23 protein-coding genes are annotated in these 25,669 nt (G+C 58.7%); 7 read left to right on the top strand and 16 right to left on the bottom strand.

Features of this window, described 5'->3' with window-relative positions:
- Positions 1–266: 266 nt before the first annotated feature.
- The 5 genes from xerC to Q0753_RS12190 are packed head-to-tail and all read right to left on the bottom strand — an operon-like array spanning position 267 to position 4,132.
- Positions 267–1,184 carry a tyrosine recombinase XerC gene (gene xerC, locus Q0753_RS12210; RefSeq protein WP_298721273.1) on the bottom strand — a complete coding sequence of 306 codons (918 nt, stop codon included), beginning with the start codon at positions 1,182–1,184 and terminating at the stop codon, positions 267–269.
- On the bottom strand, positions 1,171–1,908 hold the full coding sequence (locus tag Q0753_RS12205) for a DUF484 family protein (protein ID WP_298721270.1): 738 nt from the start codon (positions 1,906–1,908) through the stop codon (positions 1,171–1,173). The genes xerC and Q0753_RS12205 overlap by 14 nt, the downstream gene beginning before the upstream one ends.
- On the bottom strand, positions 1,905–2,732 hold the full coding sequence (gene dapF, locus Q0753_RS12200) for a diaminopimelate epimerase (RefSeq protein ID WP_367179505.1): 828 nt from the start codon (positions 2,730–2,732) through the stop codon (positions 1,905–1,907). The genes Q0753_RS12205 and dapF overlap by 4 nt, the downstream gene beginning before the upstream one ends.
- 9 nt (positions 2,733–2,741) lie before the next feature.
- Positions 2,742–3,998, bottom strand: coding sequence for a diaminopimelate decarboxylase (lysA, locus tag Q0753_RS12195; protein ID WP_298721268.1), 1,257 nt, complete (start codon positions 3,996–3,998; stop codon positions 2,742–2,744).
- Positions 3,999–4,009: 11 nt separating this feature from the next.
- Positions 4,010–4,132, bottom strand: a complete 123-nt coding sequence (locus tag Q0753_RS12190; RefSeq protein WP_298721265.1) for a lipoprotein — start codon at positions 4,130–4,132, stop codon at positions 4,010–4,012.
- Between the two features lie 72 nt (positions 4,133–4,204).
- Here Q0753_RS12190 and cyaY point away from each other — a divergent pair, with 72 nt between their 5' ends.
- Positions 4,205–4,516 carry an iron donor protein CyaY gene (cyaY, locus tag Q0753_RS12185; protein WP_298721263.1) on the top strand — a complete coding sequence of 104 codons (312 nt, stop codon included), beginning with the start codon at positions 4,205–4,207 and terminating at the stop codon, positions 4,514–4,516.
- Here cyaY and Q0753_RS12180 read toward each other — a convergent pair.
- Positions 4,513–7,035: a class I adenylate cyclase gene (locus Q0753_RS12180; RefSeq protein ID WP_298721260.1), complete on the bottom strand. Its 2,523-nt coding sequence runs from the start codon at positions 7,033–7,035 to the stop codon at positions 4,513–4,515. The genes cyaY and Q0753_RS12180 overlap by 4 nt on opposite strands.
- A gap of 197 nt (positions 7,036–7,232) precedes the next feature.
- On the opposite strand from Q0753_RS12180, the gene hemC reads away from it, so the two are divergent.
- The 4 genes from hemC to Q0753_RS12160 are packed head-to-tail and all read left to right on the top strand — an operon-like array spanning position 7,233 to position 11,221.
- A complete protein-coding gene (hemC, locus tag Q0753_RS12175) occupies positions 7,233–8,162 on the top strand; it encodes a hydroxymethylbilane synthase (protein WP_298721258.1) in 930 nt (309 codons plus the stop codon).
- On the top strand, positions 8,159–8,917 hold the full coding sequence (locus tag Q0753_RS12170; RefSeq protein WP_298721254.1) for a uroporphyrinogen-III synthase: 759 nt from the start codon (positions 8,159–8,161) through the stop codon (positions 8,915–8,917). The genes hemC and Q0753_RS12170 overlap by 4 nt, the downstream gene beginning before the upstream one ends.
- Complete coding sequence (locus Q0753_RS12165; RefSeq protein WP_298721251.1) at positions 8,901–10,034, top strand: uroporphyrinogen-III C-methyltransferase; 1,134 nt, start codon at positions 8,901–8,903, stop codon at positions 10,032–10,034. Before Q0753_RS12170 ends, Q0753_RS12165 begins: the two co-directional genes overlap by 17 nt.
- Positions 10,035–10,045: 11 nt before the next feature.
- A complete protein-coding gene (locus tag Q0753_RS12160) occupies positions 10,046–11,221 on the top strand; it encodes a heme biosynthesis HemY N-terminal domain-containing protein (protein ID WP_298721248.1) in 1,176 nt (391 codons plus the stop codon).
- Positions 11,222–11,636: 415 nt separating this feature from the next.
- On the opposite strand, the gene Q0753_RS12155 is transcribed toward Q0753_RS12160, so the two are convergent.
- The 7 genes from Q0753_RS12155 to ilvG form a co-directional block, all read right to left on the bottom strand.
- The gene (locus Q0753_RS12155; protein WP_298721245.1) at positions 11,637–12,503 is read right to left on the bottom strand and encodes an NAD(P)-dependent oxidoreductase; all 867 of its coding nucleotides are present in this window, start codon (positions 12,501–12,503) and stop codon (positions 11,637–11,639) included.
- Positions 12,503–13,345, bottom strand: a complete 843-nt coding sequence (locus tag Q0753_RS12150; protein ID WP_298721242.1) for an urea transporter — start codon at positions 13,343–13,345, stop codon at positions 12,503–12,505. Before Q0753_RS12150 ends, Q0753_RS12155 begins: the two co-directional genes overlap by 1 nt.
- 168 nt (positions 13,346–13,513) lie before the next feature.
- Positions 13,514–15,034: a threonine ammonia-lyase, biosynthetic gene (ilvA, locus tag Q0753_RS12145; RefSeq protein ID WP_367179506.1), complete on the bottom strand. Its 1,521-nt coding sequence runs from the start codon at positions 15,032–15,034 to the stop codon at positions 13,514–13,516.
- 35 nt (positions 15,035–15,069) lie between these two features.
- The gene (gene ilvD, locus Q0753_RS12140; RefSeq protein ID WP_298721236.1) at positions 15,070–16,920 is read right to left on the bottom strand and encodes a dihydroxy-acid dehydratase; all 1,851 of its coding nucleotides are present in this window, start codon (positions 16,918–16,920) and stop codon (positions 15,070–15,072) included.
- A gap of 69 nt (positions 16,921–16,989) precedes the next feature.
- Positions 16,990–17,913 (bottom strand): branched-chain amino acid transaminase, encoded by a 924-nt coding sequence (locus Q0753_RS12135; RefSeq protein ID WP_298721233.1) that lies wholly within the window; start codon positions 17,911–17,913, stop codon positions 16,990–16,992.
- Between the two features lie 11 nt (positions 17,914–17,924).
- A complete protein-coding gene (gene ilvM / locus Q0753_RS12130; RefSeq protein WP_298721230.1) occupies positions 17,925–18,185 on the bottom strand; it encodes an acetolactate synthase 2 small subunit in 261 nt (86 codons plus the stop codon).
- Positions 18,182–19,861 carry an acetolactate synthase 2 catalytic subunit gene (gene ilvG, locus Q0753_RS12125; protein ID WP_298721227.1) on the bottom strand — a complete coding sequence of 560 codons (1,680 nt, stop codon included), beginning with the start codon at positions 19,859–19,861 and terminating at the stop codon, positions 18,182–18,184. The genes ilvM and ilvG overlap by 4 nt, the downstream gene beginning before the upstream one ends.
- 380 nt (positions 19,862–20,241) lie before the next feature.
- On the opposite strand from ilvG, the gene Q0753_RS12120 reads away from it, so the two are divergent.
- Together Q0753_RS12120 and Q0753_RS12115 are read left to right on the top strand one after the other, a co-directional pair.
- A complete protein-coding gene (locus Q0753_RS12120) occupies positions 20,242–21,753 on the top strand; it encodes a YifB family Mg chelatase-like AAA ATPase (RefSeq protein ID WP_298721225.1) in 1,512 nt (503 codons plus the stop codon).
- A gap of 54 nt (positions 21,754–21,807) precedes the next feature.
- On the top strand, positions 21,808–22,113 hold the full coding sequence (locus tag Q0753_RS12115) for a hypothetical protein (RefSeq protein ID WP_298721222.1): 306 nt from the start codon (positions 21,808–21,810) through the stop codon (positions 22,111–22,113).
- A 41-nt stretch (positions 22,114–22,154) separates the two neighbouring features.
- Here Q0753_RS12115 and Q0753_RS12110 read toward each other — a convergent pair whose 3' ends face one another.
- The 3 genes from Q0753_RS12110 to ccoG all read right to left on the bottom strand — a co-directional run bounded on the left by Q0753_RS12110 (position 22,155) and on the right by ccoG (position 25,249).
- A complete protein-coding gene (locus Q0753_RS12110) occupies positions 22,155–22,757 on the bottom strand; it encodes a thiol:disulfide interchange protein DsbA/DsbL (protein ID WP_298721219.1) in 603 nt (200 codons plus the stop codon).
- A gap of 40 nt (positions 22,758–22,797) precedes the next feature.
- Positions 22,798–23,766, bottom strand: coding sequence for a serine/threonine protein kinase (locus Q0753_RS12105; protein WP_298721216.1), 969 nt, complete (start codon positions 23,764–23,766; stop codon positions 22,798–22,800).
- Between the two features lie 61 nt (positions 23,767–23,827).
- Positions 23,828–25,249, bottom strand: coding sequence for a cytochrome c oxidase accessory protein CcoG (gene ccoG, locus Q0753_RS12100; RefSeq protein ID WP_298721213.1), 1,422 nt, complete (start codon positions 25,247–25,249; stop codon positions 23,828–23,830).
- Between the last annotated feature and the right edge of the window lie 420 nt (positions 25,250–25,669).

The following is a 25,669-nucleotide window of genomic DNA, read 5'->3' as shown; positions in this document are numbered from 1 at the left end:
GACTCCCACGACCGTGAAATGCCAGGGCCGGAAAATGCTCCTGCCGTTACGGCATTCCCGCCCTCCCTGGCGGTCAGACGGCATTTCCGAGCCCCCATGGGGCAGCTTGCTGCCGTGTATCTTTGTTGGGTAATGGACCGAATATCCAGTGAATATTCGCAGCCATTACCCAGCAAAGATGGCTAGCCCAGTGGCGTGTCGAGGGAGGCGGCTGTGTTGCCTCTGGCCTGATTTCTCAATATGAGTAGATACTTAATATCCAGACGTCAGGCGTCTTCATCCTTGCTGCGTTTGGCTCTGGGGTGGGCCTGATCGTAGGCCTTGGCCAGATGCTGAAAATCCAGGTGGGTATAGATCTGGGTGGTAGCCAGATCCGCATGACCCAGCAGTTCCTGTACCGCCCGCAGGTCGCCACTCGACTCCAGCATGTGGGTGGCAAAGGAATGGCGCAGCTTGTGCGGGTGAATATGGCTCGACAATGCCTGCTTGCCGCCCCACTGGGCCAGCCGCAACTGCACGCTGCGATGGCTGATGCGTCGCTGCCGCTGGCTGACAAACAGCGCCGGCTCGTCGGGCCCGACCAAGCCGCCGCGTACCTTGAGCCACTTGTCCAGCCACTCCAGCGCCATGCGGCCCACCGGCAGAATGCGCTCCTTGTTGCCCTTGCCGATCACCCGCACCTGGCGCTCGTCAAACTGAATATCGCCCAGATTCAGGTTGACCAGTTCGGCCAGCCGCAGGCCGGATGAATACATCAGCTCCATGATGGCCCGATCGCGCACCGCGAGGGGATCGGCCTCGTCGATGTTCATCAGCTGATGCAGCTCGTCCACGTCCAGATTCTTGGGCAGCGGCCGCCCCTGCTTGGGCGCGCTGACGCCCCGGGCAGGATTGGCAGACAGTTGCCCCTGCAGGGTCAGCCAGTCGCAAAAACTGCGCAGGCTGCTGAGCTTGGTGGCAATGGAGCGCGGCGACAGACCGCTCTTGTGCATACGGGTGGCAATGCCCCGCACATGACTGACCGTGAGTGCCGACCAGCTGGCCAACGACAACTCGGCCAGTTGCCCGGCCATGGCGTTGAGGTGGCGGCCGTAACCGGCGCGGGTATGCACACTCAGCTGGCGCTCTACCCGCAGGTATTCGAGAAATTCGGTAATGGCCGGGGCCAACTCAGCGGTGGTCATCGACCACCGCTGCCGGTCGTTCCGAGGCCGATAACACCAGCCTGGGCAGCAGCAGCGCGAGAATGTCGGCCAGCTGGCGGATCAGCAGGGTATCCATGCCCGAGCGATAATGCCCGCTGTCGATACTGCCAAAGGCCAGCAGGCCCATTTCACCCTGCTTGCCCAGCCGGATCAGGGCGCAGGAGTTCACCATGGCGTCCTGAAACAGCCGGGACTTTTCGTCCTTGCCGAGCCGCCCCAGATACACATCCTGGCTCGCCATTCGCTCGCGATAAATCCGTTCCAGCTGCTCACCGGCCGGACTCTGCTCACTCGGATAGGTGCGCGGATCCAGCACCAGCCGCAGCGCCGAGATGCGCAGCTGTTCCTGCAGGGTGCGGCACATCAGCCGTTCCAGCTCGCTGATACTGGTGCATTCGAACAGGCGGGGGATCAGGTCCATGTAGACGCGAAAGATGCGTTCGTTTTCTCCGGCCACCGTCATCAGCCCGGTGATTTCATCTTCCAGCTCGTAAATGCGCTGGCGTTGACGATCCAGCTTCGCCTCTACCAGCGACACGCTGCCACGCTGCTCGTGGGGCAGCCGCAACTGCTCCAGCAGGGTGCGATGGCGGTCGAAGAAATGAGGCCTGGCAGCCAGATAGTCGGCTATCTGGCTGTCGTCCAACCCCGTTTCGGCACACTGGCGACTCTTGGTTACCTGATCGGTCACGTTTTCGGTCATAGGTTGATCTGTCCGTCAAATACGTGTTCTGCCGGGCCCGTCATGTACACCGGTTTGCCCGGCCCCTTCCAGGCGATGCTGAGGTTGCCGCCGGGCAGCTGCACCTGCACCCGATCCGCCAGCTTGCCCCAGCTCATGCCCATCACCGCCGCCGCACAGGCACCGGTGCCGCAGGCCAGGGTTTCCCCTGCACCGCGTTCATGCACCCGCAGCTTGATCTCGCGGGCATTGAGGATCTGCATGAAACCAACGTTGACCCGAGCCGGAAAGCGATCGTGATTTTCCAGCTCGGGACCCAGCATCGCCACCTGATCGGTGTTGATGTCATCCACTTCCAGCACACAGTGCGGGTTGCCCATCGACACGGCGCCACAGAGCACCGTCTGCTGCTCGGCCCGCACCAGATAGGTTTTCTCGGCCTTCTGAGCCTTGAACGGAATCTTTCCCGGATCAAACTCGGGCACGCCCATGTTGACCGTGACCTGATTGTCTTTCTCCAGCTGCAGCACTATGTTGCCTTTCTGGGTACTGACGCTGATCCGGTCTTTATGGGTCAGCCCCTTCAGCCGCACAAAGCGGGCGAAGCAGCGGGCGCCGTTGCCGCACTGCTCTACCTCGGAGCCGTCGGCATTGAAGATGCGATAGTGAAAGTCGAGGTCCGGATCATAGGGCGGCTCCACCAACAACAGCTGATCGAAGCCGACACCAAAATGACGGTCGGCCAGTTGCCGAATCACCTCGGGATTGAAAAATACCTTCTGGGTAACGCCATCGACCACCATAAAGTCGTTGCCGAGCCCCTGCATCTTGGAAAACTGGATCACGTTCACCCCTCAGGATTCGGGCAACAGGCTTTCGCCCCGCCACAAATCGGACAGCTGCTCGCGTTCACGCACTACCAGGGCCTGTTCGCCGTCCACCATCACTTCGGCGGCACGGGGGCGGCTGTTGTAGTTGGACGCCATCACAAAGCCATAGGCACCGGCAGAACGCACCGCCAGCAGATCACCTTCGGTGATCGCCAATTCCCGATCCTTGCCGATAAAGTCGCCGGTTTCACACACCGGGCCCACGATGTCATAGACGGCGGCCGGGCGTTCCAGGGTTTTATCCAGCGGAATAATGGCCTGCCAGGCACTGTACAGCGCCGGACGGATCAGGTCGTTCATGGCCGCATCGACGATGGCGAAGTTCTTGGCTTCACCCGGCTTCAGATGCTCGACCCGGGTCAGCAGCACACCGGCATTGGCGGCAATGGCCCGGCCCGGTTCAAATACCAGGGTCAGGTTGCGATTCTGCAGCCGCGCCTTGAGCTGTTCGGCGTACAGGCTGGGCTCGGGCGGCGTTTCGTTGTCGTAACGCACGCCCAGACCGCCGCCCACATCCAGATGGCGAATGTGAATGCCGTCGTCGGCCAGGGCATCAATCAGCGCCAGCAGCTTGTCTACCGCTTCCAGGAAGGGTGACAGCTCGGTCAGCTGAGAGCCGATATGACAGTCGACCCCGTGAATATCGAGGTGCGCCATCGCCGCCGCCTGGCGGTAGATTTCCTGCGCCTGTTCGATGGGAATGCCGAACTTGTTTTCTTTCAGCCCGGTGGAGATGTAGGGATGGGTGCCGGCATCGATGTCCGGGTTCACCCGAATGGAAACCGGCGCCTTGCGACCCATGTCACCCGCAATCTGGTTGATACGCGAAAGCTCGGCGACCGATTCCACGTTGAAGCAGAAAATGTTCTGTTCCAGGGCGAAGCGGATTTCATCAACCCGCTTGCCGACACCGGAAAACACCACCTTGCGCGGATCGCCGCCGGCGGCCAGCACGCGACTCAGCTCGCCTTTTGACACGATATCGAAACCGGAACCCAGGCGGGCCAGCACGTTGAGCACTGCCAGGTTGGAGTTGGCCTTCACCGCGTAGCAGATCAGATGATTGACCTCACCGGCCGCCTCGTCGAAGGCTTTCCAGTGCCGTTCCAGGGTGGCGCGGGAATAGACATAGAGCGGCGTGCCGTGTTGCTCGGCCAGACGAGTAAGATCGCAGGCTTCACCGTAAAGGCGGCCATCGTCCTGATAATTAAAATAATCCAAGGTATTTTCCTTTACGACTGCTCAACCCGGGGTTGCTGTTGCTCGGTATCCGGCAGGGTCAGCGGGCCTTTCAGGCCGCATGCCGCCAGACTCAGGAACAGGGCAACCAGTGCGGTTAGCTTGAATATGTTCATAGGATGACTGTGAATATGTTTCCAGGCTCTTATAATCGCATTCACATTCTCAAAAGCAATAGGAAGCGGGCGATGAAAGACAGTGAGTTCCATGCTCTGGCGGATGCCATTTACCAGCATATTGAAGAGTGCATCGATAGCAGCGGCGTCGATATCGACTGCGAAACCATCGGCGGCGTCATGACGCTGACCTTCGAGAACAACATCAAGTTCGTGATCAATCGCCAGGAGCCGCTGCATCAGATCTGGCTGGCCACCCGGGAGAACGGCCATCACTTCGCCCTGCAGGGCGATAAGTGGATCGATAACCGCCAGGGTGTTGAGCTGCTGAGCTGGCTCAGCCTGCAGGCACAACGCCAGGGTGACACCGAGCTGGCACTCTAACCGGCCGGGCAGGGCCGGTGATCGTCCCGGTCCTCCTTGACGGTGCGGTAGGGCAACACCCGATATTGCCCCTCTTCTGCCACGATTTCGTAATATTGCGGCAGGTTGAAATGGGCAAAATGACTCTGGCCGGCCACCTGCTGGTCGGAGGTATAGAAACGATTGATGCTCTGCACCAACTCGTCCTTGCTGCCCGCCACCTGGCGGTAAACCTCTACCCGGTTGGCCTCGTCGAGAATATAGAGGTTGTAGTCGTCACCGCTGTCTTCAAAGAAGAACTGCATCAGCCCTTCACTGGCATAGACATCCACTATCTCGGGTATCGGTTTGCCCGCCTGCTGATCCAGCCGCAAGGTGCGATGGGTCGGCGGCAACCGGGCTGGCTGCCGGCCAGCGTCTACCGCCGCTTCCCGCTTTTGTACGCTGACCCCGCGCCGCTCGAAGAAGATACCGTACTCTTCGGTGCCCAGTTGCAGGGTCTTGACGGTGCTGCCCTGATCCCGCGCCAGTCGCAGACCGATACATTCATTGATCAGCTGTTCGAAACGGGTGCGGATCAGGCTGCGAAAATTAAAGCTGTAACAGAACACCTGCAGGCTTTCCGGGGCATTGGCGCCCTGGTGCATCTTGCCGAGAATGGTGGTGAGCGCATCCACCACCGCGGTAGGCCCGCTGAAGTGCAGGGTGCGAATTTCGTCCCAGGAGTTGCGATAGAGCAAGTCCACCGAGCCGACCAGATTTTCCAGTTGCTGGCCGAAGCTGAAGGGATCGCTGGTTCTGGCGTTGAATTCGATGGGCCGGTCGCCCCAGCGGGCGGTGGGATCCTGTTCCAGATTGAGGAAGATGCCGAGCTGGCGCACCTCGCAGGGGCGGCTCAGCGCCAAATTACTGGGTGAAGGGGTCCGTACCGGGAAGAGTCGCGCCAGGTCATCGCAGTACTCCTGCAAATGGCGCTGGCTGACATCGGTATCCTGGTTGAACAGGTGCAACCGGGTATCCGTTACCAGCAGGCCATTGAAGTGGGCCCAGGCGATCAGTTTGCCCACATAGCCGCTGTATTCCAGGGCGCTGCGGCCGAGGATGTCCGCGGGCGTCAGCCCATGCTTGTACAGGTACCAGCCGGCCTTGTTGACTCGGCCTTCGGGTACCTGCACCAGGCTGATGTTCGGCTCGCTCAAGTCCGGCGCTATGTGCAGGTTGATCAGCTGCACCTTGCCCGACAGGTTTTCAAAGGCCGCATACAGCTTGCGCGACAGAATGCCGATGTCTTCCGGGTTGATCGACTCGCTGATGTTGTTGCGCCGGGCAAACTGGATCAGGTTGCGATAGCTCAGCATCAGGGCTTCCAGCAGCTCGCCGTAGGCGGACCTCACCTGCTCCACCTTCCAGTGGGCCCGGTCGTTCAGCAAGGCGACTTTTTCCGCAGGCCAGCCCCAGGCCGACACCAGCTGATTAATCCGGGTTCGCCGCCAGCTATCCTGCTCCCGGTCATCATGGTCCGGGCTCAGATCCAGCCCTTCCGACACCTTGAGATAAAAACAGCGCCGCACCAGATCGAGCCGTTTGTCATCACCGATGGACTTGAGGTAGCCGGTCACCTTTTCCAGCATCAGCATGTAGTGATCCTGGCGTTCATCGAGTCGGTCGGCGGTATGAAAATGCCCCTTGAGATCACGACAAAGCAACCGGGTGTCCGGATATTCGTGGGAATAGGCTTCCATCAGCACCGTTTTCAGCACCGCCTTGTAGGGCGAGTCGATGCTCTTGTACAACTGCCACAGGGCCGAGCCGAAGTACTCTTCTGCCGGAATGCGGTCAAAGCCGCCCAGATCCAGCCATTCGTCGTGATTCAGGGTGCCGTTGGCAAACTGTTCGGCCACAAAGCGATCGTAGCGCGGGCCCAGCTTGCCGGGCGCAAACATCCACACCAGCCGCTTGCCGGCAATGTGCAAATGACTGCGGTAAAACTCGTCCAGCAACAGCAGGTGCTGGGCACTACCACAGCTTTCGCCTTGAACCAGCTGTTGATTGTCGGTGCGGAATTTATTGTCCGGGATCAGAAACAGATTAAGCTCGACCTGGCGCTGCTCGGCCCACTGGGAAATCAGCAGACATTTCTGCTGCAGCCGGGCAACCCGCTCCGGCGCCATCAGGTGGGAATAACAGACCCAGACATCCAGATCGGAATGACGGCTCTGGCCGATGGACGAGGTGCTGCCCATGCAATAGATGCCGAAGATTTCGTTCTGACCGTGCTCCAGCCCCTGATGACCATTGGCGGCCTCGCAGAGTTCATCGATAAACTGCTGCTGACGTGAATTGGGCAGGAAATGGCACACGCCCGCAGGCACGTCACCCGGCACATAGCCCGGCAACAGGGGATGATGATAGTGCAACAGCACCGGCAGCAACTGAAAGACCTGCTGGCCATAACGGCTCATCACCGCCAGGGCTCGGTCCTGCTTCTGCTGGTTAAACTGCTCACATCGCTCGACGAGCCGGTGAAAATTCGCGTGCAAGGGTTCAGGCCTTTGGTGGACCGACACAGACCCGGAACAGGTCAAAAGTGTGATCATGGTAACAATTAGCCGGTAGATGAACAATATGTGGCAGGACACATTTCGATAACATGCCGCCGCGCCTTCTTCTCCCCCCTGTAAAGCGCCGACAGGAATGATAGTATCGGCGTATTAATGGACACAAAGAAGAGATTCACATGGCAAACCGCATCATCCGCATCGCCACCCGCAAGAGCCTGTTGGCGCTATGGCAGGCCCATTATGTCAAGGCCCGGCTGGAGCAACTGCATCCCCATATCGGTGTCGAACTGGTGCCGATGACCACCCAGGGTGATGTACTGCTCGACACGCCCCTGTCCAAGATTGGCGGCAAGGGGCTCTTCATCAAGGAGCTGGAGCAGGCCATGCTGGACGGTCGCGCCGATATTGCGGTGCATTCGATGAAAGATGTGCCGGTGGAATTTCCCGAGGGCCTGGGCCTGACCGTGATCTGCGAGCGGGAAGACCCGCGTGATGCCTTTGTTTCCAATCACTATACCCATCTCGAACAGCTGCCGGCCGGCGCCGTGGTCGGCACCGCCAGCCTGCGCCGGGAATGCCAGGTTCGTGCCCGTTATCCGCACCTCGAGGTCAAGACCCTGCGCGGCAACGTACAGACCCGACTGCGCAAGCTGGATGAAGGCCAGTACGACGCCATCATTCTGGCCGCCGCCGGTCTGAAGCGGCTGGAGCTGGACGAGCGTATCGCCGGCCTGATGAGCCCGGAAGACAGCCTGCCCGCCAATGGCCAGGGCGCCGTGGGCATCGAATGCCGACTGGATGATGCCGAGTTGCTCGAACTGCTGGCTCCTCTCGATCACCCGGAAACCCGGCTGCGGGTGGTGGCGGAACGCGCCATGAACCACGGCCTGCAGGGCGGTTGCCAGGTGCCTATCGGCTCCTACGCCGAGCTCCAGGGTGACCAACTCTGGCTGCGCGGCCTGGTTGGTCGCCCCGACGGCAGCCAGATCATCTATGAAGAGATGACCGGCCCCGCCTCTCAGGGTGAGAGCATGGGCGCAGAAATGGCCAAGCGACTGCTGGCCCGGGGCGCCGACAAGATACTGGACGAGGTTTATCGGTCATGACACCGCTGGTGGTACGCGCCGAGCCGCAGGCCGCCAGCCTGAGTCAGGCCCTGCTGGCGGCTGGTCACCAACCGGTGACCAGCCCGCTGCTGAGCTTTGAGGCCGGTGCCGAGTTTGACCGGCTGTCGGCCCTGCTCGACGGCCTGTCGGCTCGAGATTATGTGATAGCGGTCAGCGTACAGGCGGTCCATTTCGCCGATAATGCCTTGAAACAACAGGGGCATGGCTGGCCCAAGGCCAACTATATTGCCGTGGGCGACGCCACCGGAAAAGCCTTTGCCGAGGTGGGGGTTCCCGGTGCCGCCGTGCCCGACGATCCTCGCTCCGAGGGCATTATTTCACTGCCGGCCCTGCAGCAACTGGCCGGGCGCCGAGTGGTGATTTTGCGGGGCAATGGCGGTCGTCACCTGATCGCCCCCACCCTGATGCAAAGGGGCGCTCTGGTCGATTACTGCGAAGTCTACCGCCGCCGTTATCATAAAGATTCGAGCGGCGCCTTGGTTAAAAGCTGGCAGAGCCAGGATGTGGACAGTATTATCATCACCAGTGGCGGCCTGCTGCATCATATTGTTCAGCTGGCGGCCGTCAGCGCAAAGGACTGGCTGCTAAGCCGTTTATTGATTGTTCCCAGCATACGGGTTGCCATCGAGGCCAGGGAGCTGGGCTTCACTCAGGTCATTAATGCAGAAGGTGCATCCAACCAGGCACTGATTGCCGCTCTGGATGAGAGGAAACGGAATGACAGACAAGACTGACAATAAACAGGATCATCAGAACACGGCGGTTGCCGGCGAGGTTGATGCCGAGCAACAGCAGGCATTATCGCCTGAAACGTCACCTTCTCCGGAGTCAAAAGCACCGGAACAACAAGCGCCTGAACAGAAGAAGACCGCTTCATCCGGCAAGATACTGGCCATTATCGCCATTGTCATTGCCATCGTGCTGGCGGCAATACTGTACTGGCACGGTCACAACCAGGCGCTGGCCCAGACCGAGCAACTGAACCGGATGCAGACCGAACTGCAACAGCAGCAGAGCCGCTTAGAGCAGGCCGAAGCCGCCCAGAGCAGCAAACTGGCCGCCGTGGTAAGCAACCAGAACAGTACCAGCGAACAGCTCGAGGGTCTGTCGCACAAGGTGCTGGATCTGGACAGTAAGCGCCCCAACGACTGGATGCTGGCGGAAGCCGAATATCTGGTGCGCATGGCCGGTCGCAAGCTCTGGCTGGAGCAGGACGCCGTTTCCGCCGCCATGATGCTGGCCAATGCCGACGAACGGCTGGCCGCGCTCAACGATCCCGGCCTGACCCCGGTACGCCGCGCGCTGGCTGATGATATCGCCAACATCAAGTCGGTAAAAAAAGTCGACCGGGAAGGTCTGGTGATCAAGCTCAACAGCATCAACGATCAGGTCGACAAGCTCACCCTGGCCGGTGTCATCATGGCCCGGGCCGAAGCGCCGGACTTCACCCTGTCCGAGTCGGTCAGCGACTGGAAGGAAAATCTGAAGAAAAGCTGGGCCAGCTTCAGCGACGACTTCGTGACCGTGCGCCGTCGCGACGGCAACGTGGAAGCCCTGTTGTCACCACAGCAACACTGGTACCTGAGCGAAAACCTCAAGGGCAAGCTGCTGCAGGCTCAACTGGCGGTCTACCGCGAGCAGCAGGACATCTACGACAGCTCCCTGACCCAGGCCGAGCAATGGCTGCAGGACTATTTTGCCGACGACAGTGTGCGCCAGTTCATGCTGGAGCAGCTCGCTCAGCTTGAGGGCCAGCAGATCAAGGTGGACTATCCCGAGCAGTTCAGCGCTCAGGAACGCCTGCAGCAACTGCTGGATGACAGGCTGCAACGCCTGCTGACCGGCCTGTAAGGGAGAAGTCCATGATACGTCTTGCCATTATCGTCGTCATTCTGGTCGCCGGCCTGGTCATAGGTCCGGACATCACCGGTCAGCAGGGTTATGTACTGCTGGCTGCCGGTAACTACACCATCGAAACCACCGTCACCGTGTTTCTGGTAGCCGTGGTGCTGTTTTATGTGTTGCTGCTGTTCATCGAGTGGCTGCTGGGTCGGATCTTTGGCGTCAGCCATCGCACCCGCAACTGGTTTGTCGGCCGTCGCCGTCGCAAGGCCCTGAATTACACCCAAAGCGGCATGCAGGCGCTGGTGGCGGAAGACTACGCCACCGCCGAAAAGATGCTGCTCAAGGGGACCAAGGGCAACGATCAGGCGCTGCTCAACTATCTGAATGCGGCCACCGCCGCTCAGGCGCTGGGCCATGAAGAAAAGCGCGACGACTATTTGCGCCAGGCTCATGAGCAGAGTCCCGGTGCCGGCCTGGCCGTGGGCCTGACGCAGGCTCGATTGCAGTATCAGCAGGGGCAACTGGAACAGGCCCTGAGCGGTGTGCGCCAGCTGGAGAAAGAATACGGCAGCCAGCCGGCGCTGCTCAAGCTGCAGAAAGACGTCTATTTCGCCACCGGTGAATGGTCATCCTTGCTGGGCACCCTGGAGGCACTGGCAGGCAAAGGGCTGCTCGAGGTCGACGAGCAGCAGCAACTGACTCAGCAGGCCTATGCCGGCTGGTTTGACAGCACCGCCAACGCCGATGGCAGCGAAGGGCTGATTGCCCTGTGGCAGGGTCTGCCGCGCAAGGAAAAATACCAGGCCGAGATTCTGGCCCCGCTGTGCGATCGACTGATTGGACTCAAGGCCCATAAAGAAGCCCAGCAGTTGCTGCTGGAAGGCCTGAACAAGAAGACCGATCCTCGACTACTGGCCTGCATGACCCGATTGCAGCTGAGCGATTATCATCCGCTGCTGACCATACTGGAGAAGCAGGCGAAGAAAGAAACCCTGCCCGAACTGCACTCCACTCTGGGTCAACTGTATCTGAAGGACGACAAGCCGGAAGAAGCGGAGACACACTTGCAGCAGGCGGTGGCACTCAAGCCCTACGCCGGCGACTATGTGCTGCTGGCCGGTCTGGCAGAAAAGCGTAAGGATCTGGCCAAGGCGAACGACTACTATCGCCACAGCCTGGCACTGGCTCCCTGAGCCGGTATTGATCAAGACAACAAAAAAGGAGCCGTGAGGCTCCTTTTTTGTGCTTTACACTTACTTGATTAAGCCTCTGGCCCGAAATTCAGAGGCAACACAGTCGGCTCCCACGACACGCCATAAACTCATCCCTGAGGGCTCGGAAATGCCATCCCTGGCATTTCACGGTCGTGGGAGCTCGTCTCTGTTGCCTCTTTCTGAGCTCCGAGTTGCCTACAGACGATGCCAACAGATGACTCTGTAGCATCAAGGAGGACGAAGGGATCTGCTCCGCCGACCCTCTGCGCCAGGGATGGCGCGGTGGAGCCCCCATGGATGGGTTTACGGCGAGTCGGCGGAGCGGGCCCTTTGTCCGATTTAAGCGGAGTTATCTGCATAGCCGATAAAAAAGGAGCCTTAGGCTCCTTTTTTATCAATCCTTGTACAGCTTGATCAGGGTAGCGGGGTCCCGCTCCAGGTAGCCCTTGCTGCCGTGTTGGCGCATCAGCTGTGCCGCTAGGCCCGACATGGGGGTGGCGCTGCCTTCGCGCAGGCTCTGGGCTACTGCCATGTCCAGATCCTTGAGCAGGGTGCGCACGTGCCACTTGGGATCCGGATCGGACTCAGCCGCCATCAGGGGCCCGGTAATCTGCATCGGCTTGGAGTCGGCAAAACCGCCGGCCAACGCTTCGGGAATCTTGTCGGCAGACACGCCGCTGACCTTGGCCAGTGCCATCATTTCCGCCAGCACCATCAGGTTGCAGCCCACTATCATCTGGTTGCACACCTTGGTGACCTGACCGGCGCCAACCGGGCCCATGTGGGTGGACCGTTGCGACAAGGGCGCCAGCATGGGCCGAATGCGTTCTATGTCTGCTGCTTCACCACCGCACATGATGGCCAAGGTGCCGGCTTCGGCACCGGCCACGCCGCCGGACACCGGCGAGTCGACCCACCCCATGCCGCACTGCACCTTGAGGCGGGCGGCGAAGTCCCGGGTCGCTTCCGGATCGGAACTGGAAAAGTCCACCAGCAGCTGATCCGCCCGGCCGTGTCCGGCCACACCACCGGCACCAAATACCACTTCTTCCACTACTGCGGTGTTGGCCAGGCACAACAGCACCAGATCCACCTGCTCTACCAGCTCGCTGATGCTGCCGGCCACAGTGGCTCCGGCGGCCTTGACCTCGGCCAGCTTGTCCGCACTGCGGTTCCACACCGAAACTTCAAAGCCGGCTTGCAGCAGCCGCTGCGTCATCGGCTTGCCCATCAAGCCTATTCCGATAAAACCCAGTTTCATCACACCTTCTCCCTGTCGGTCATGTATTTGGTCTGGTAATAACAAAAGCCGCGGCGTAACGCCAGACACAGCCAGCAACTCAGCACAAACGGCATGGTCAGCATCGGCAGCCCGGTTTTCAGCATGGCGGCCGTCATCAGGCCCGCCAGCACGGCAGCCAGTATGCTCCAGCCCGGCTTGAACTGATGCCAGAACATGGCCACCGCCGCCAGTACGCCGTTGTAACCGGTCAGGCCGAAGTTGATATAGTCGGGATTAATCAGCAGGAAGGTGGCGGTGCCACTGGTGATCACGGCGCCGACGAAGGCCCAGCCCAAGTTACCGATGCCGGCCAGCAACAGAGCGGCACAGACCATGACCGCCGGTACCGTGTCCGGCAGAAAAATCACCTGACCGATGGCCGATAACGAAAACTCGTAATTGCTCGGTACCTCGTCGGCCAGACGCTGCCCGGTCCAGTATAACCAGGGCAAAATCAACAGGTTGAACGGCAGGGTATAGCAGGGAATATTGGCAACCTGGCGCAGTAGATAATAGAGCGGGCACGACACGGCACCTACCACGGCGGCGGCAACCAGCATGCCGGCACCGGGCGGAGCAAACAGCGCCAGTGACAGCCCGACCAGCGCCGCGTTGAAGCCATAACAGCCTTCGGCCTGTAATTCGGGATCGTATTTAAGAAAGTGTGCCGTCAGAACTCCGCTCAGGGTCGCGATCAGCATGGCCAGTCCCATATAAGGGGACGCCCAGAACACACCCAAGGTAATTAACAAGCCGGCTAACGGACGGTTAACAAAATAGATCTGACTGATGGAAGCCAGTAAAGCAGACAACAGACCCATAGTGGGAACCCTGAAGATAATGAAGAAACGAGCAGGATTAGAGCAGGAAGTGGTATTTTTTTCAACAAAAAAATGTACACAATGTTAACGGCTTGTCAACTCAAGATGAGACTGATGGCGTTAAATAGAGTGCCGGCAAGGGCCACAAGGGGCCCTTGCCGGCATGGCTTAATGAGCGAGGAAAAACTGGTAGGCGGGATCCTGCGTTACCTCATCCCAGCGGTAGCCCAGCTCGGCCAGGTGGCGTTCGAACGAGGCCAGATCCCGATCGGGCAGTTCAAAGGCACAGAGTACCCGGCCAAATTCGGCACCGTGGTTACGGTAGTGAAACAGGCTGATGTTCCAGTAGGTCCCCAGAGTATGCAGAAAGCGCATCAGGGCGCCCGGCTGCTCGGGAAAACGAAAACTGTACAGCCGTTCGTTCAGCGCCTTGGGTGGCCGGCCACCCACCATGTAACGCACATGGGATTTGGCCAGATCGTTGTCGGTCATGTTGGCCACCGGATAACCGGCCTGCTCCAGTTCCATCATGATCTGGGCCAGTTCACGATCACCGTCGCTGAGCCGCACCGACACCAGCAGCGCCGCCTTGTCTTCCGACGAGTAGCGATAGTTGAACTCAGTCACCATGCGGTTGCCGAGTACCTCGCAAAACTCGATAAAGGCCCCCTTGCGCTCGGGAATGGTCACCGCCAGCACCCCTTCCCGCTTTTCACCCAGCTCGCAACGCTCGGACACGTACCGCAGAGAATGGAAGTTGACGTTGGCCCCGCTGAGCACCGCCGCCATGCGGGCATGTTGGTAATCGCCCGCCTGGCTGTACTTCTTCAGCCCGGCCAGCGACAGCGCGCCCGACGGCTCGGCGATGGCGCGGGTATCTTCGAAGATATCCTTGAGCGCGGCGCAGATCTCGTCGGAGCTGACGGTCACCACTCCATCGAGATATTGCTGACACAGACGAAAGGTTTCGGTGCCCATACGCTTCACCGCCACCCCGTCGGCAAACATACTGACCCGATCCAGGGTGACGATTTCACCGGCCTTGAGCGCGGCCTTGAGACAGGCCGAGCCCTCGGCCTCGACGCCGATCACCTTGACCTGGGGCAGTAACTGCTTGATGTAAACCGATACCCCGGCCGCCAGACCGCCGCCGCCCACCGGCACAAACACATGGGTCAGGCGGGTATCCTGCTCCAGCAGTTCGCGCCCTATGGTGCCCTGACCGGCGATCACGTCTTCATCATCGAAGGGCGGTATCAGGGTCAGGCTATGCTCCTGCGCCAGTGCCAGACAACGGGCGTAGGCTTCGTCGAAGTTATTGCCGTGCAATATCACCTTGCCGCCGAACCGACGCACCGACTCCACCTTGATGTCGGGGGTGACCACCGGCATCACTATGGTGGCGTCGATGCCCAGCTTGGAAGCCGACAAGGCCACACCCTGGGCATGATTACCGGCCGACGCTGCAATCACTCCGGCCTGCTGCTGCTCGGGGCTGAGCTGGGCTATCTTGTTGTAGGCACCCCGTAGCTTGAAAGAATGCACCGGTTGCATGTCTTCCCGTTTCAGCGAAACGTGGTGCCCCAGCCGCTCGGAAATCTTCTTGAGCGGCGACAGCGGGGTCACCCGCGCCGCCTCGTACACCGGAGACAGCAGGATGCAACGCAGGTATTCGGTCGCCGACCGCAAGGCGGCGCCCTCTTTCAATGCCGGTTGTGCCATGCTTATCCTCCCAGCTTGCTGATGTCGCGTACCGCGCCCTTGTCGGCACTGGTGGCCAGCGACGCGTAGGCGCGCAGGGCAAAGGACACTTCCCGCTCGCGATCAACCGGGCGCCAGCCCTGTTCGCCTTTGGCGTTCATGATTTCACGACGGGCAGCCAGTTCCGACTCGGCCACGTCCAGCACTATGCTGCGGCCCGGAATGTCGATATCGATGATGTCGCCGTTCTGTACCAGCGCTATGGTGCCGCCGTTGGCCGCCTCGGGAGAGACATGACCGATGGACAGGCCCGAAGTACCACCGGAGAAACGACCGTCGGTGATCAGTGCGCACTGGGTGCCCAGCCCCATCGACTTGAGATAGGTGGTGGGATAGAGCATTTCCTGCATGCCGGGGCCACCTTTGGGACCTTCGTAGCGGATCACCACCACGTCACCGGCTTTCACTTCGCCCCCCAGAATGCCTTCTACCGCCGTATCCTGACTTTCATAGATACGGGCGGGACCACGGAACACCAGGTTGTCGTCGGACACACCGGCGGTCTTGACGATACAACCGTCTACCGCCAGGTTGCCGGACAATACGGCCAGACCGCCTTCCTGACTGTAGGCATGCTCCAGACTGCGAATACAGCCCTCACGACGGTCGTCGTCCAGGGTCGGCCAGCGGCAATCCTGGCTGAACGCTTTGGTGGTACGAATACCGGCGGGACCGGCACGGAACATGGATTTCACCGCTTCGTCTTCGGTCACCATTACATCGTACTTGGCCAGCTGCTCGGCCAGGGTCATGCCCAGCACGGTCGGCAATTCGGTGTGCAGCAGACCGGCACGGTCCAGCTCGCCGAGAATACCCATGACACCACCGGCACGGTGTACGTCTTCCATATGATATTTCGGGGTGGACGGCGCCACCTTGCACAACTGGGGTACCTTGCGCGACAGGGCATCGATGTCGGCCATGGTGAAGTCGACACCGGCCTCGTGAGCGGCAGCCAGCAGGTGCAGCACCGTATTGGTGGAGCCGCCCATGGCTACGTCCAGCACCATGGCGTTTTCAAACGCCGCCTTGGTGGCGATATTGCGCGGCAGGGCCGAGTCGTCGTCCTGCTCGTAATAACGCTTGGTCAGCTCGACGATACGATGACCGGCAGACTTGAACAGCTGCTCCCGATCCGCGTGGGTCGCCAGCAAAGAGCCGTTGGCCGGTTGAGACAGGCCCAGCGCTTCGGTCAGGCAGTTCATGGAGTTGGCGGTAAACATACCGGAGCAGGAGCCGCAGGTCGGGCAGGCGCTGCGCTCGACCTGCTCACTCTGAGCGTCGGACACGGTAGGATCGGCGCCCTGTACCATGGCATCCACCAGATCCAGCTTGATGATCTGCTCGGACAGCTTGGTCTTGCCGGCTTCCATGGGGCCACCGGAAACGAAGATAACCGGAATATTGACCCGCAAGGCGGCCATCAGCATACCGGGGGTGATCTTGTCGCAGTTGGAGATACACACCATGGCATCGGCACAGTGGGCATTGACCATGTATTCGACCGAGTCGGCGATCAGATCCCGGCTGGGCAGGCTGTAGAGCATGCCGCCGTGGCCCATGGCGATGCCGTCATCCACGGCGATGGTGTTGAATTCCTTGGCGACACCACCGGCGGCCTCGATTTCACGCGCCACCAGCTGGCCCATGTCTTTCAGGTGCACATGGCCCGGCACAAACTGGGTAAAGGAGTTGACCACCGCGATGATCGGCTTGCCGAAGTCGCCTTCGGTCATGCCGGTGGCGCGCCACAGGGCGCGGGCGCCGGCCATGTTGCGGCCGTGAGTGGTGGTGGCGGAACGATACCTTGGCATTCTTTAAACTCCTGTAACAACAATTGAGTAAAGCAGGGGCGCCGCGCGCCCCTCTCTCTTATTTGAAAATCAATCTTTCACCGGGGTCAACCAACCCCATTTGTCCCTGGTGCTGCCGTCGAACAGCCCGAAGAAGGCTTTCTGCAATTCGGTGGTGATCGGGCCTCGTTTACCGGCCCCGAGCTCGATGCCGTCTACGCTGCGTACCGGGGTCACTTCGGCGGCGGTACCGGTCATGAACATTTCATCGGCCAGATACAGCGCCTCGCGAGAGATGGCTTCTTCCCTCACCTGATAACCGGCTTCACGCGCCAGGGTCATCAGGGTATCTCGGGTGATACCGGGCAGGATACAGGCGGTAACCGGCGGGGTATAGAGCACCTTGTTCTTGATCAGGAACAGATTCTCGCCCGCCCCTTCACTCAGGTGGCCGTGCACGTCCAGTGAAATACCCTCGTCATAACCGTGGCGCTTGGCTTCACCGGAGATCAGCTGGGAAGACAGATAGTTACCGCCGGCCTTGGCACCGGTAGGCATGGTATTGGGCGCCAGCCGGTTCCAGGAGGTCACACAAACGTCTACGCCCCGCTCCAGCCCTTCTTCGCCCAGATAGGCACCCCAGGGAATGGCGGCAACAATCACGTCGCACGGCACGTCTTTGGGCGCGTTGAGACCCATGCCGACATTGCCGATAAACACCAGCGGCCGCAGGTAGGCGCTGTTCAGCTCGTTCTCGCTGACCGCTTTTCTGCAGGCGTCCATCAATTCTGCATGGGTATAGGGGATCTGCATTCGATAGATTTTGGCGGAATCGAACAGGCGCTGTACGTGCTCTTCCAGCCGAAAAATCATCGGGCCCTTGGGGGTCTCATAGGCACGAATGCCTTCAAACACCGAAGAGCCGTAGTGCAGCGCATGACTCATTACATGCACCTGGGCTTTTTCCCAGGGCACCATATCACCATTGAACCAGATGTATTTGGCAGTCGACATTGGTTGCTCCCTCACGCCGTTTTTCTGAATCGTTGCTCCACAAGCTGCGCATCGACACGGGTTATATCCATCAGCTTTTCCAGTTGACGACTCAACAGCTGAATGGCCCTGTCACTGCTGACAGTAACCCTAATATTAAGGTGTTTACAATCAACCGAGGTGGACATTTCCATGTCATCCACTCGAAAGCCGCGATGACGGATCAAACGGAGCACTCGTTCGAGAACTTCGGGACGAAACTGGGTTTCTATCTGCAAGTTATGCTGGTTCATGCTTTTTTCTCCATCATCTGGTCGTTGGCAACGCCGGGTGGCACCAGGGGCCAGACGTTTTCCTGTTCTGAAATACGCACATGCAACAGATAGGCGGTCTCGGACGCCAGCATGCGCTGAATGGCGGGCTCCACTTCCTCTTTGCGGGTGATGGTTTCACCGGGAATATTGAAGGCGGCGGCCATGGCCACAAAATCGGGGTTGTCGGTCAGAATGGTTTCGCTGTAGCGACCGTCGAAGAACAGTTCCTGCCACTGGCGCACCATGCCCAGACGCTGGTTGTCGAGCAGCACCATTTTTACCGGCAGCTGGGCCCGCTTGAGGGTGCCCAGTTCCTGCACGTTCATCATGAAGGAGCCATCGCCGGACACCAGTACCGACTCGTGTTCGGGCCGAGCCAGCTTGGCACCGATGGCCGCCGGCAGACCAAAGCCCATGGTACCCAGGCCTGAGCTGCTCAGGTGATTGCGCGGACTGGTAAAGCGCATGTGCTGCGCCACCCACATTTGATGCTGACCCACATCACAGCTCACCATGGCGGTATCCTGCAGGGCCTCGCTCAACTGCTTGAGTGCCAGCGGGGCGTAGATGGCCTCGCCCGGGTGATCGTAACGCCAGCCGTGATCGGCTATGAGCGCCTTGCAGTGCCGGCGCCAGTCGTCGATGGCCAGTCCGTCATTACCCAACTTATCACTTACCAACTTATCACTTACCAACAGCGGCAATACCGTTGCCAGATCTGCATCCATGCTCACCTGAGCGTCGCGTACCTTGCCAAACTCGGAAGCGTCCTTGTCCAGGTGAATCACCTTGGCGTTGACCGCAAAGGCGTCCAGCTTGCCGGTCACCCGATCGTCGAAACGCGCCCCAACCACAATCAGCAGATCACTCTGCTGAACCGCCAGGTTGGCGGCTTTTGTACCGTGCATGCCGAGCATGCCCAAAAACAGCTCGTCATCCGGATTCAGGGTGCCGATTCCCTTGAGGGTGGTCACGGCAGGAATGCCACTCTTCCGGGCAAAAGCGCGTAATTCTGCTTCGGCGTTGGCCATGCCGACGCCGCCACCAACATACAACACCGGCTTCTTCGCCGAGGTCAGCATGGCCTGAGCCTGAGCCAGGGCGTCTTCATCCAGAGCATTGGCTGCGGTGCTGAAGGTCGGGGTTGGCTTGGGCTCGACCGGGGCAACCTGAATATTCTTGGGCACGTCGATCAACACGGGGCCGGGCCGGCCGGAGCGGGCCACTTCAAAGGCTTCGGCGATCACTGCGCCCAGATCCTCGACGTTCTCGACCAGATAGGAGTGTTTGGTGCAGGACAGCGACATACCCAGTACGTCCACTTCCTGAAAGGCATCGGTACCGATGGCGGCCATGGGTACCTGACCGGTGATGGCCACCAGCGGAATGGAGTCGAGCATGGCATCGGCCAGACCGGTGATCAGGTTGGTTGCGCCGGGGCCGGAAGTGGCCATACACACGCCCACCTGACCACTGGCTCTGGCATAGCCCACGGCAGCCAATGCGGCCGCCTGCTCGTGACGACACAGCAGATGTTCCACCCCACCGTCGTAGAGGGCGTCATAGAGCGGCATGATGGCGCCGCCGGGGTAGCCGAAGATCTGGGTGACTCCCTGTTGTTTCAGGGTCTGAACGATGTACTGTGCGCCATTCATTTTATTACTATCCATGTGTTGCTGCCAAAGCCGGTTTAAAAAAAAACCCCCGAGTGGGTGACTCGGGGGTTTTGTGTTGTGTCTGCCGGTTGTTTTACGTTTCGTCAGACCACAGTACCCCGAGTGGAGATTTAATAATCACCACTAGGACCACGATAATGCTGACGAAACGTACAAACGAATTCATGTCACCGACCACTCAATAGGATTACGAGCCGGAACCTCCGACTCAGCTGGCCTATAGAACTAGCATGATGAACTAGACTAGACAAGACTTTATTGTTTACAAAATAAAAAAAGCGACCGAATAGGGCCCCATAAACGCAGTTAAAAAATCTAAAAACAGTTATTTTTAAAAAACAAAACACCAGGGAGACCGGATGTCACTCGCCGTTGTTTTTGCCCGCGCCAGTCTGGGCGTTGTTGCACCACTGGTTACCGTTGAAGCTCATCTTGCCAATGGCCTGCCCGCCTTCAATATCGTCGGCCTGCCGGAAACCACGGTCAAGGAAGCCCGGGACCGGGTACGCAGTGCCCTGCTGAATGCCGGTTTTGAATTTCCTGCCCGGCGTATCACCGTCAACCTGGCCCCCGCCGATCTGCCCAAAGACGGTGGTCGTTTCGACTTGCCTATCGCCATGGCCATTCTTGCCGCCTCCGGCCAGATCCCCACCACCAGCCTGGAGCAGCTGGAGTTTTTGGGCGAGCTGGCCCTGACCGGAGCACTGCGATCGATTAAAGGGGCCCTGCCGGCGGTACTGGCCGCCCGCGACAGTGAGCGAATACTGGTACTGCCCGCCGGAAACGGCATCGAGGCCGGCGTAATCCATCCCTGTCCGGCCAGACTGGCTCCCCACCTGCTGGCCATTACCGCCTGGCTGCAGCAAGAAGGCGAATTGGCGACGCCTGAACGAGTTATGTCGAAAGAGCGCGATTACTCCACCGATCTTTGCGATGTTATCGGTCAGGAGGGCGGTAAGCGGGCATTGGAAATTGCCGCTGCCGGTGAGCACAACCTGCTGCTGCTTGGTCCTCCGGGAACCGGCAAGAGCATGCTGGCCAGCCGTTTGCCGGGGCTGTTGCCACCGATGAGCGAAGAAGAAGCCCTCGAGGCCGCGGCCATCAAATCCATCAGCGGTCTGAGTCTGGATCCCGAAAACTGGTGCCTGCGCGCCTTCCGTCAGCCTCATCATTCGTCCTCTGCCGTGGCGCTGGTCGGCGGTGGCAGCTATCCCCGCCCCGGGGAAATCTCTCTGGCCCATAACGGGGTATTGTTTCTCGATGAAATGACCGAGTTTGAACGCCGGGTACTGGATGCCCTGCGCGAGCCGCTCGAAACCTGCCGTATCTCTATCGCCCGGGCGGCGCACCGGGTCACCTTTCCCGCCCGCTTCCAGTTAATTGGCGCCATGAATCCCAGCCCTTGCGGCCACTACGCCGACGGCTACCGCCGCAGCTCTTCCGAGCAGATACTGCGTTACCTGAGTAAAATATCCGGGCCTTTTCTGGATCGTTTCGATTTGTCGGTAGAAATACCGTTATTACCACCGGGTGAGCTGAGCCGTGCCCGCCCCAAGGCCGAACGCTCTGCCCAGATCCGCCAAAGAGTACTGGCAGCCAGAGAGCGACAACTGAAACGTGCCGGCAAGACCAATGCCCGGCTCAGTGCCGCCGAGCTGGACAGATTTTGTCCACTGGAGCAGGAAGATGCCGAGTTTCTGGAGCAGGCGCTGCACCGAATGAAGCTTTCCATTCGCGCCTGGCATAAATTGATCCGGGTCGCCAGAACCATCGCCGATCTGGAGCATGAGGAAAAGATAGGCCGTCATCACTTAATCGAAGCATTGGGCTATCGGGCCATGGACAGGCTGCTGCAGCAGTTACAGAACTGATTCGGCAATAACTGCTATACCTAAACAGACAGCCTCGATCTAAAGGAGTAATGGATGAAAAGTGCGAAGGAATTTGCCATTTGGCTGCATGAGCGTTTCAAGGAAGTGCAGACCGGAGTTTATCTGACCAAATCGGATATCGCCTTGCTCTCAGGTCGACAACGCTTTACTCACGAGTTCATTACCGATATTCATTATGAACTGGCTTTACAAGGCATGGGATTTGTCACCGATACTCATCGGGAAAAATATTATCTGTTTCACCTGCCAACCACCTATTGGCAAACTCAGGGAGAAGGCTATCAGGAAGACAGCCAGTCCAACGTGCGTACCATCACCCCGAGCAAGCGCCATAACTGACAGCCCCCATGATGCAATAAACCGCATCATGGGGTTATGCATCAGCCCGCAGACAGCAGATATTCCACTACCCGGTAAAACCGCTCTTCCGAGCCAATTTCACTCATGTTCAGTTCATACTTGTCTCTGACCACTATGGTAGGCGTGCCGCGCACATTGAAGCGTTCGGTGGCCTTGTCGTACTGGGCGATCATGCCATTGAGCGCGAAGCTGTTGATCACGCCATCGAAGTCCTTTGCTGCCACATCATTGGCGACGAAGATCGACTTGATATCATCGAGGTCGCCGGGCATTTTTTTCTGCCGATGAATTCGGTCGAAGATGGCCGGCGTCAGCTTGTCTTCCACCTTGAGCAATACCGCTGCCCCGTAGGCACGCTGCAGCACAGGGCCCAGTTCCCGGCCGAGAAAAGGCACCGGTACTTTCTTCAGCTGTACTTGTGGCACCCGCTCTTGCAGTTTTTGCATCAAGGGTTCAAAGCTGTAGCAATGCGAGCAGACATAAGAAAAAAATTCGGTCACTTCCGGTTTGCTGCTGGCAACGTCATTCACCACCTTGTATTCAACACCCTCCTTGAATTCGGGAGCGGCACTGACCAGTGGAGCCAGCAGCAGGGTAAACAAAACAACAATATATTTTTTCATACGGGATCTCGTTCAGTAGAGGCTGACTCACGTTAAGTAATCAGTTCCAGGAGGTCAAGGATAATGGTAGCGCATCCAGACTCTGCAATTGATCGGATAACACACTAATCTGCTGTTGCCAGTAGTCTTCGGTGTTAAACCAGGGAAAATTGGCCGGAAAGGCAGGGTCGGACCAGCGCGCCGCCAGCCAGGCCATGTAGTTGACCATACGCATGGCTCTGAGCGGTTCAATCAACGACAGCTCTGCCGCATTGAATTCCCGTACCGTCTCGTAACCGGCCAGCAAGGTATCCAGCTGCAGCAGCTGCTCCTGCCGCGTGCCGCTGAGCATCATCCACAAGTCCTGTACCGCCGGCCCGGTGCGACAATCATCGAAGTCGAGCAGCCAGAGTCCGTCACGCCACAGTATATTGCTGACATGGCAGTCACAATGCAGGGTCAGCTGCTGTTTGGGCCGGTACAATGCGGTCGCTTTATCTACCACTTCATTCAGCCGGGCAAAAAATTCGCCCCGCAGCCGCTTCGGTATTATCGCCTCTTGCTCAAGCACACCTCGAGCCCGCAGCAGATAGTCATCGCTACTCAACTGTGGTCGATGGCGCAAGACAAACCGCTCTCCGACCCTGTGTAGCCGCCCCAGTTGCTCTCCCAGCGCCTCCAGCTGGTCGAGGTTATCGGCCTCGAACTGACGACCGGAGACCGAGGGCCAGACCGCAAACAGCATGTTGCCAAACTCGAACACACTGTTCTGATCGCGTACCAGCGGGACCGCCACTCGCACGCCGGCGTCATCCAGCGCGAACAGAAAATCATGCTCCTCCTGGATTTGCTGCCGGCTCCAGCGCTGGGGCCGATAAAATTTGGCCACCAGAATGCCATCGCTGTCACTCTTGAATCGGTAGACCCGGTTTTCATAGCTGTTCAGGGCCATGAGTCCCGAATCAATATAAATACCGACACTGACCAGCGCATCGGCTATCACGTCGGGGGTAAGTTGGTAGTAGTTCATACCGCTCCAAAAAAAGACCGCAGCAAGGGCTGCGGTCTGAAGTATGCGTTACTAAAGAGTATCAGTTAATCGAACTGAAGAACTTACTCTCGCTGCGTAATGTGGCCTTGCTGTCGTTTTCATCCAGCCCGGTATGCGTCATCACGAAGGTGATGTCCTTGACCGGCGTTGACAGCAGATAAGGGTCGGCCGCCAGGCTAATCGGCAAACTCAACACCTCGCCACCGCGAACCACCACTTCTTCGGGGCCAATCCAGTCCACGTCATCCATCCCTTCTACATTGAGCCGGTAGGTTTCGGTGCTTAGCGTCTTGTTCATGATTTTCAGGGTGTAGGTATTCTCCACCAACCCTTCGACGGTTTCACGATACAGCTGGTTACGATCCCGAATGATCTCGATGCCCATCGGCATGATGTTCGATGCCATATAGGCAAAGGCGGCCAGCATCAACACCATGACAACACCGTAACCAATCAGCTTGGGACGAGCGACATGGGTCTCTCTGTGTCGCAGCTTGTGTTCTGTGGTGTAGCTGATAAGGCCTCTTTCGTAGCCCATCCTATCCATGGTCTGGTCACAGGCGTCCACGCAGGCACCACAGTTGATGCACTCATATTGCAGACCATCACGAATATCGATGCCTGCCGGACAGACCTGAACACAGAGGTTGCAGTCGATACAGTCTCCCAGACCCAGTTTTTCGGGATCGGCCTTGCGCGGACGCGGACCACGGCTCTCGCCCCGTTCGACATCATAGCTGACCGTATAGGTATCTTTGTCGAACATTGCCGACTGGAAGCGGGAATAGGGACAGATGTGGGTACACATGATGGTACGCATCCAGCCCGCATTGCCATAGGTACAGAACGCAAAGAACAGTACCCAGAATCCAATCCAGAAGCTGGTCGAGAACGTCAGCAGATCGACCGCCAGCTCCCTTGCCGGAACGAAATAGGCGATGAAGGTAAAGCCGGTAAAGAGCGATACCGCCAGCCAGGAAAGGTGCTTGGCACTCTTGCGCCATATCTTGTTGACGTTCCAGGGTGACTTGTCCAACTGGCGGCGTTTGTTGGCACTGCCTTCCAGCTTTTCCTCGAACCAGATAAACAGAAAGGTCCATACGGTCTGTGGGCACAGATAGCCGCACCATACCCGCCCGAGGAAGGTGGTGATAAAGAACAGAGCGAAGGCCGCGACCATCAGCAACAAAGCCAGCAGAGTCAGATCCTGTGGCCAGATGGTGGTCGAAAATATCTGAAAGCGCTGCTGCTCAACATCGATCAGTATGGCCTGGTGTCCGTTCCAGCTGATCCAGGGCCCTACCGCAAACAACAGCATGAAAAACCAGCCCATCAGCTTGCGCAGTTGCTGCCATTTTCCCTTTTGTGCTCGTACGTAAATATGGCCTTCATCGGTAGGCCTGTGAGAACGCACCGCCTCGGTGACATCCTTGATGTCTATCTGCTTATGTTTATCGTTCATTATGCTCACATGGTTATTCTGACTGACCGCGATTAAATTATCTGCTCGGAAAAAGATCTTAACTTGCAGATAAAATACGAGTTATGCCGCATTCTGCAGCAAAACACCCGTCAAAAAGGTGATCTTGATCACTCTTTTCATGCCGAAGCCAGCTCCTACCGTCCAGTCCGTCATGATAGAGCATTATGAGTCTCATAAACCATGACAGTGATCAGCAAATGCCGTGAAACAGCGAAGGATGCTGGTCGCCATCAATACCGCAACCAGCAGACAAGGCGGAACAAAAAACAGGAACGCAAAAAGCCCCGCTCTTTGAGCGGGGCTTGGTAATAGGCGTTTGACTGTGACCTACTTTCACATGGCAGCTGCCACACTATCATCGGCGCGGGTGCGTTTCACTTCTGAGTTCGGCATGGGATC

It is taken from the genome of uncultured Oceanisphaera sp., assembly GCF_947495715.1.
Taxonomy (GTDB): domain Bacteria; phylum Pseudomonadota; class Gammaproteobacteria; order Enterobacterales; family Aeromonadaceae; genus Oceanimonas; species Oceanimonas sediminis.
The sequence above is the reverse complement of the archived record's forward strand: the minus strand, read 5'-3'. Positions and strand labels throughout refer to the sequence as shown.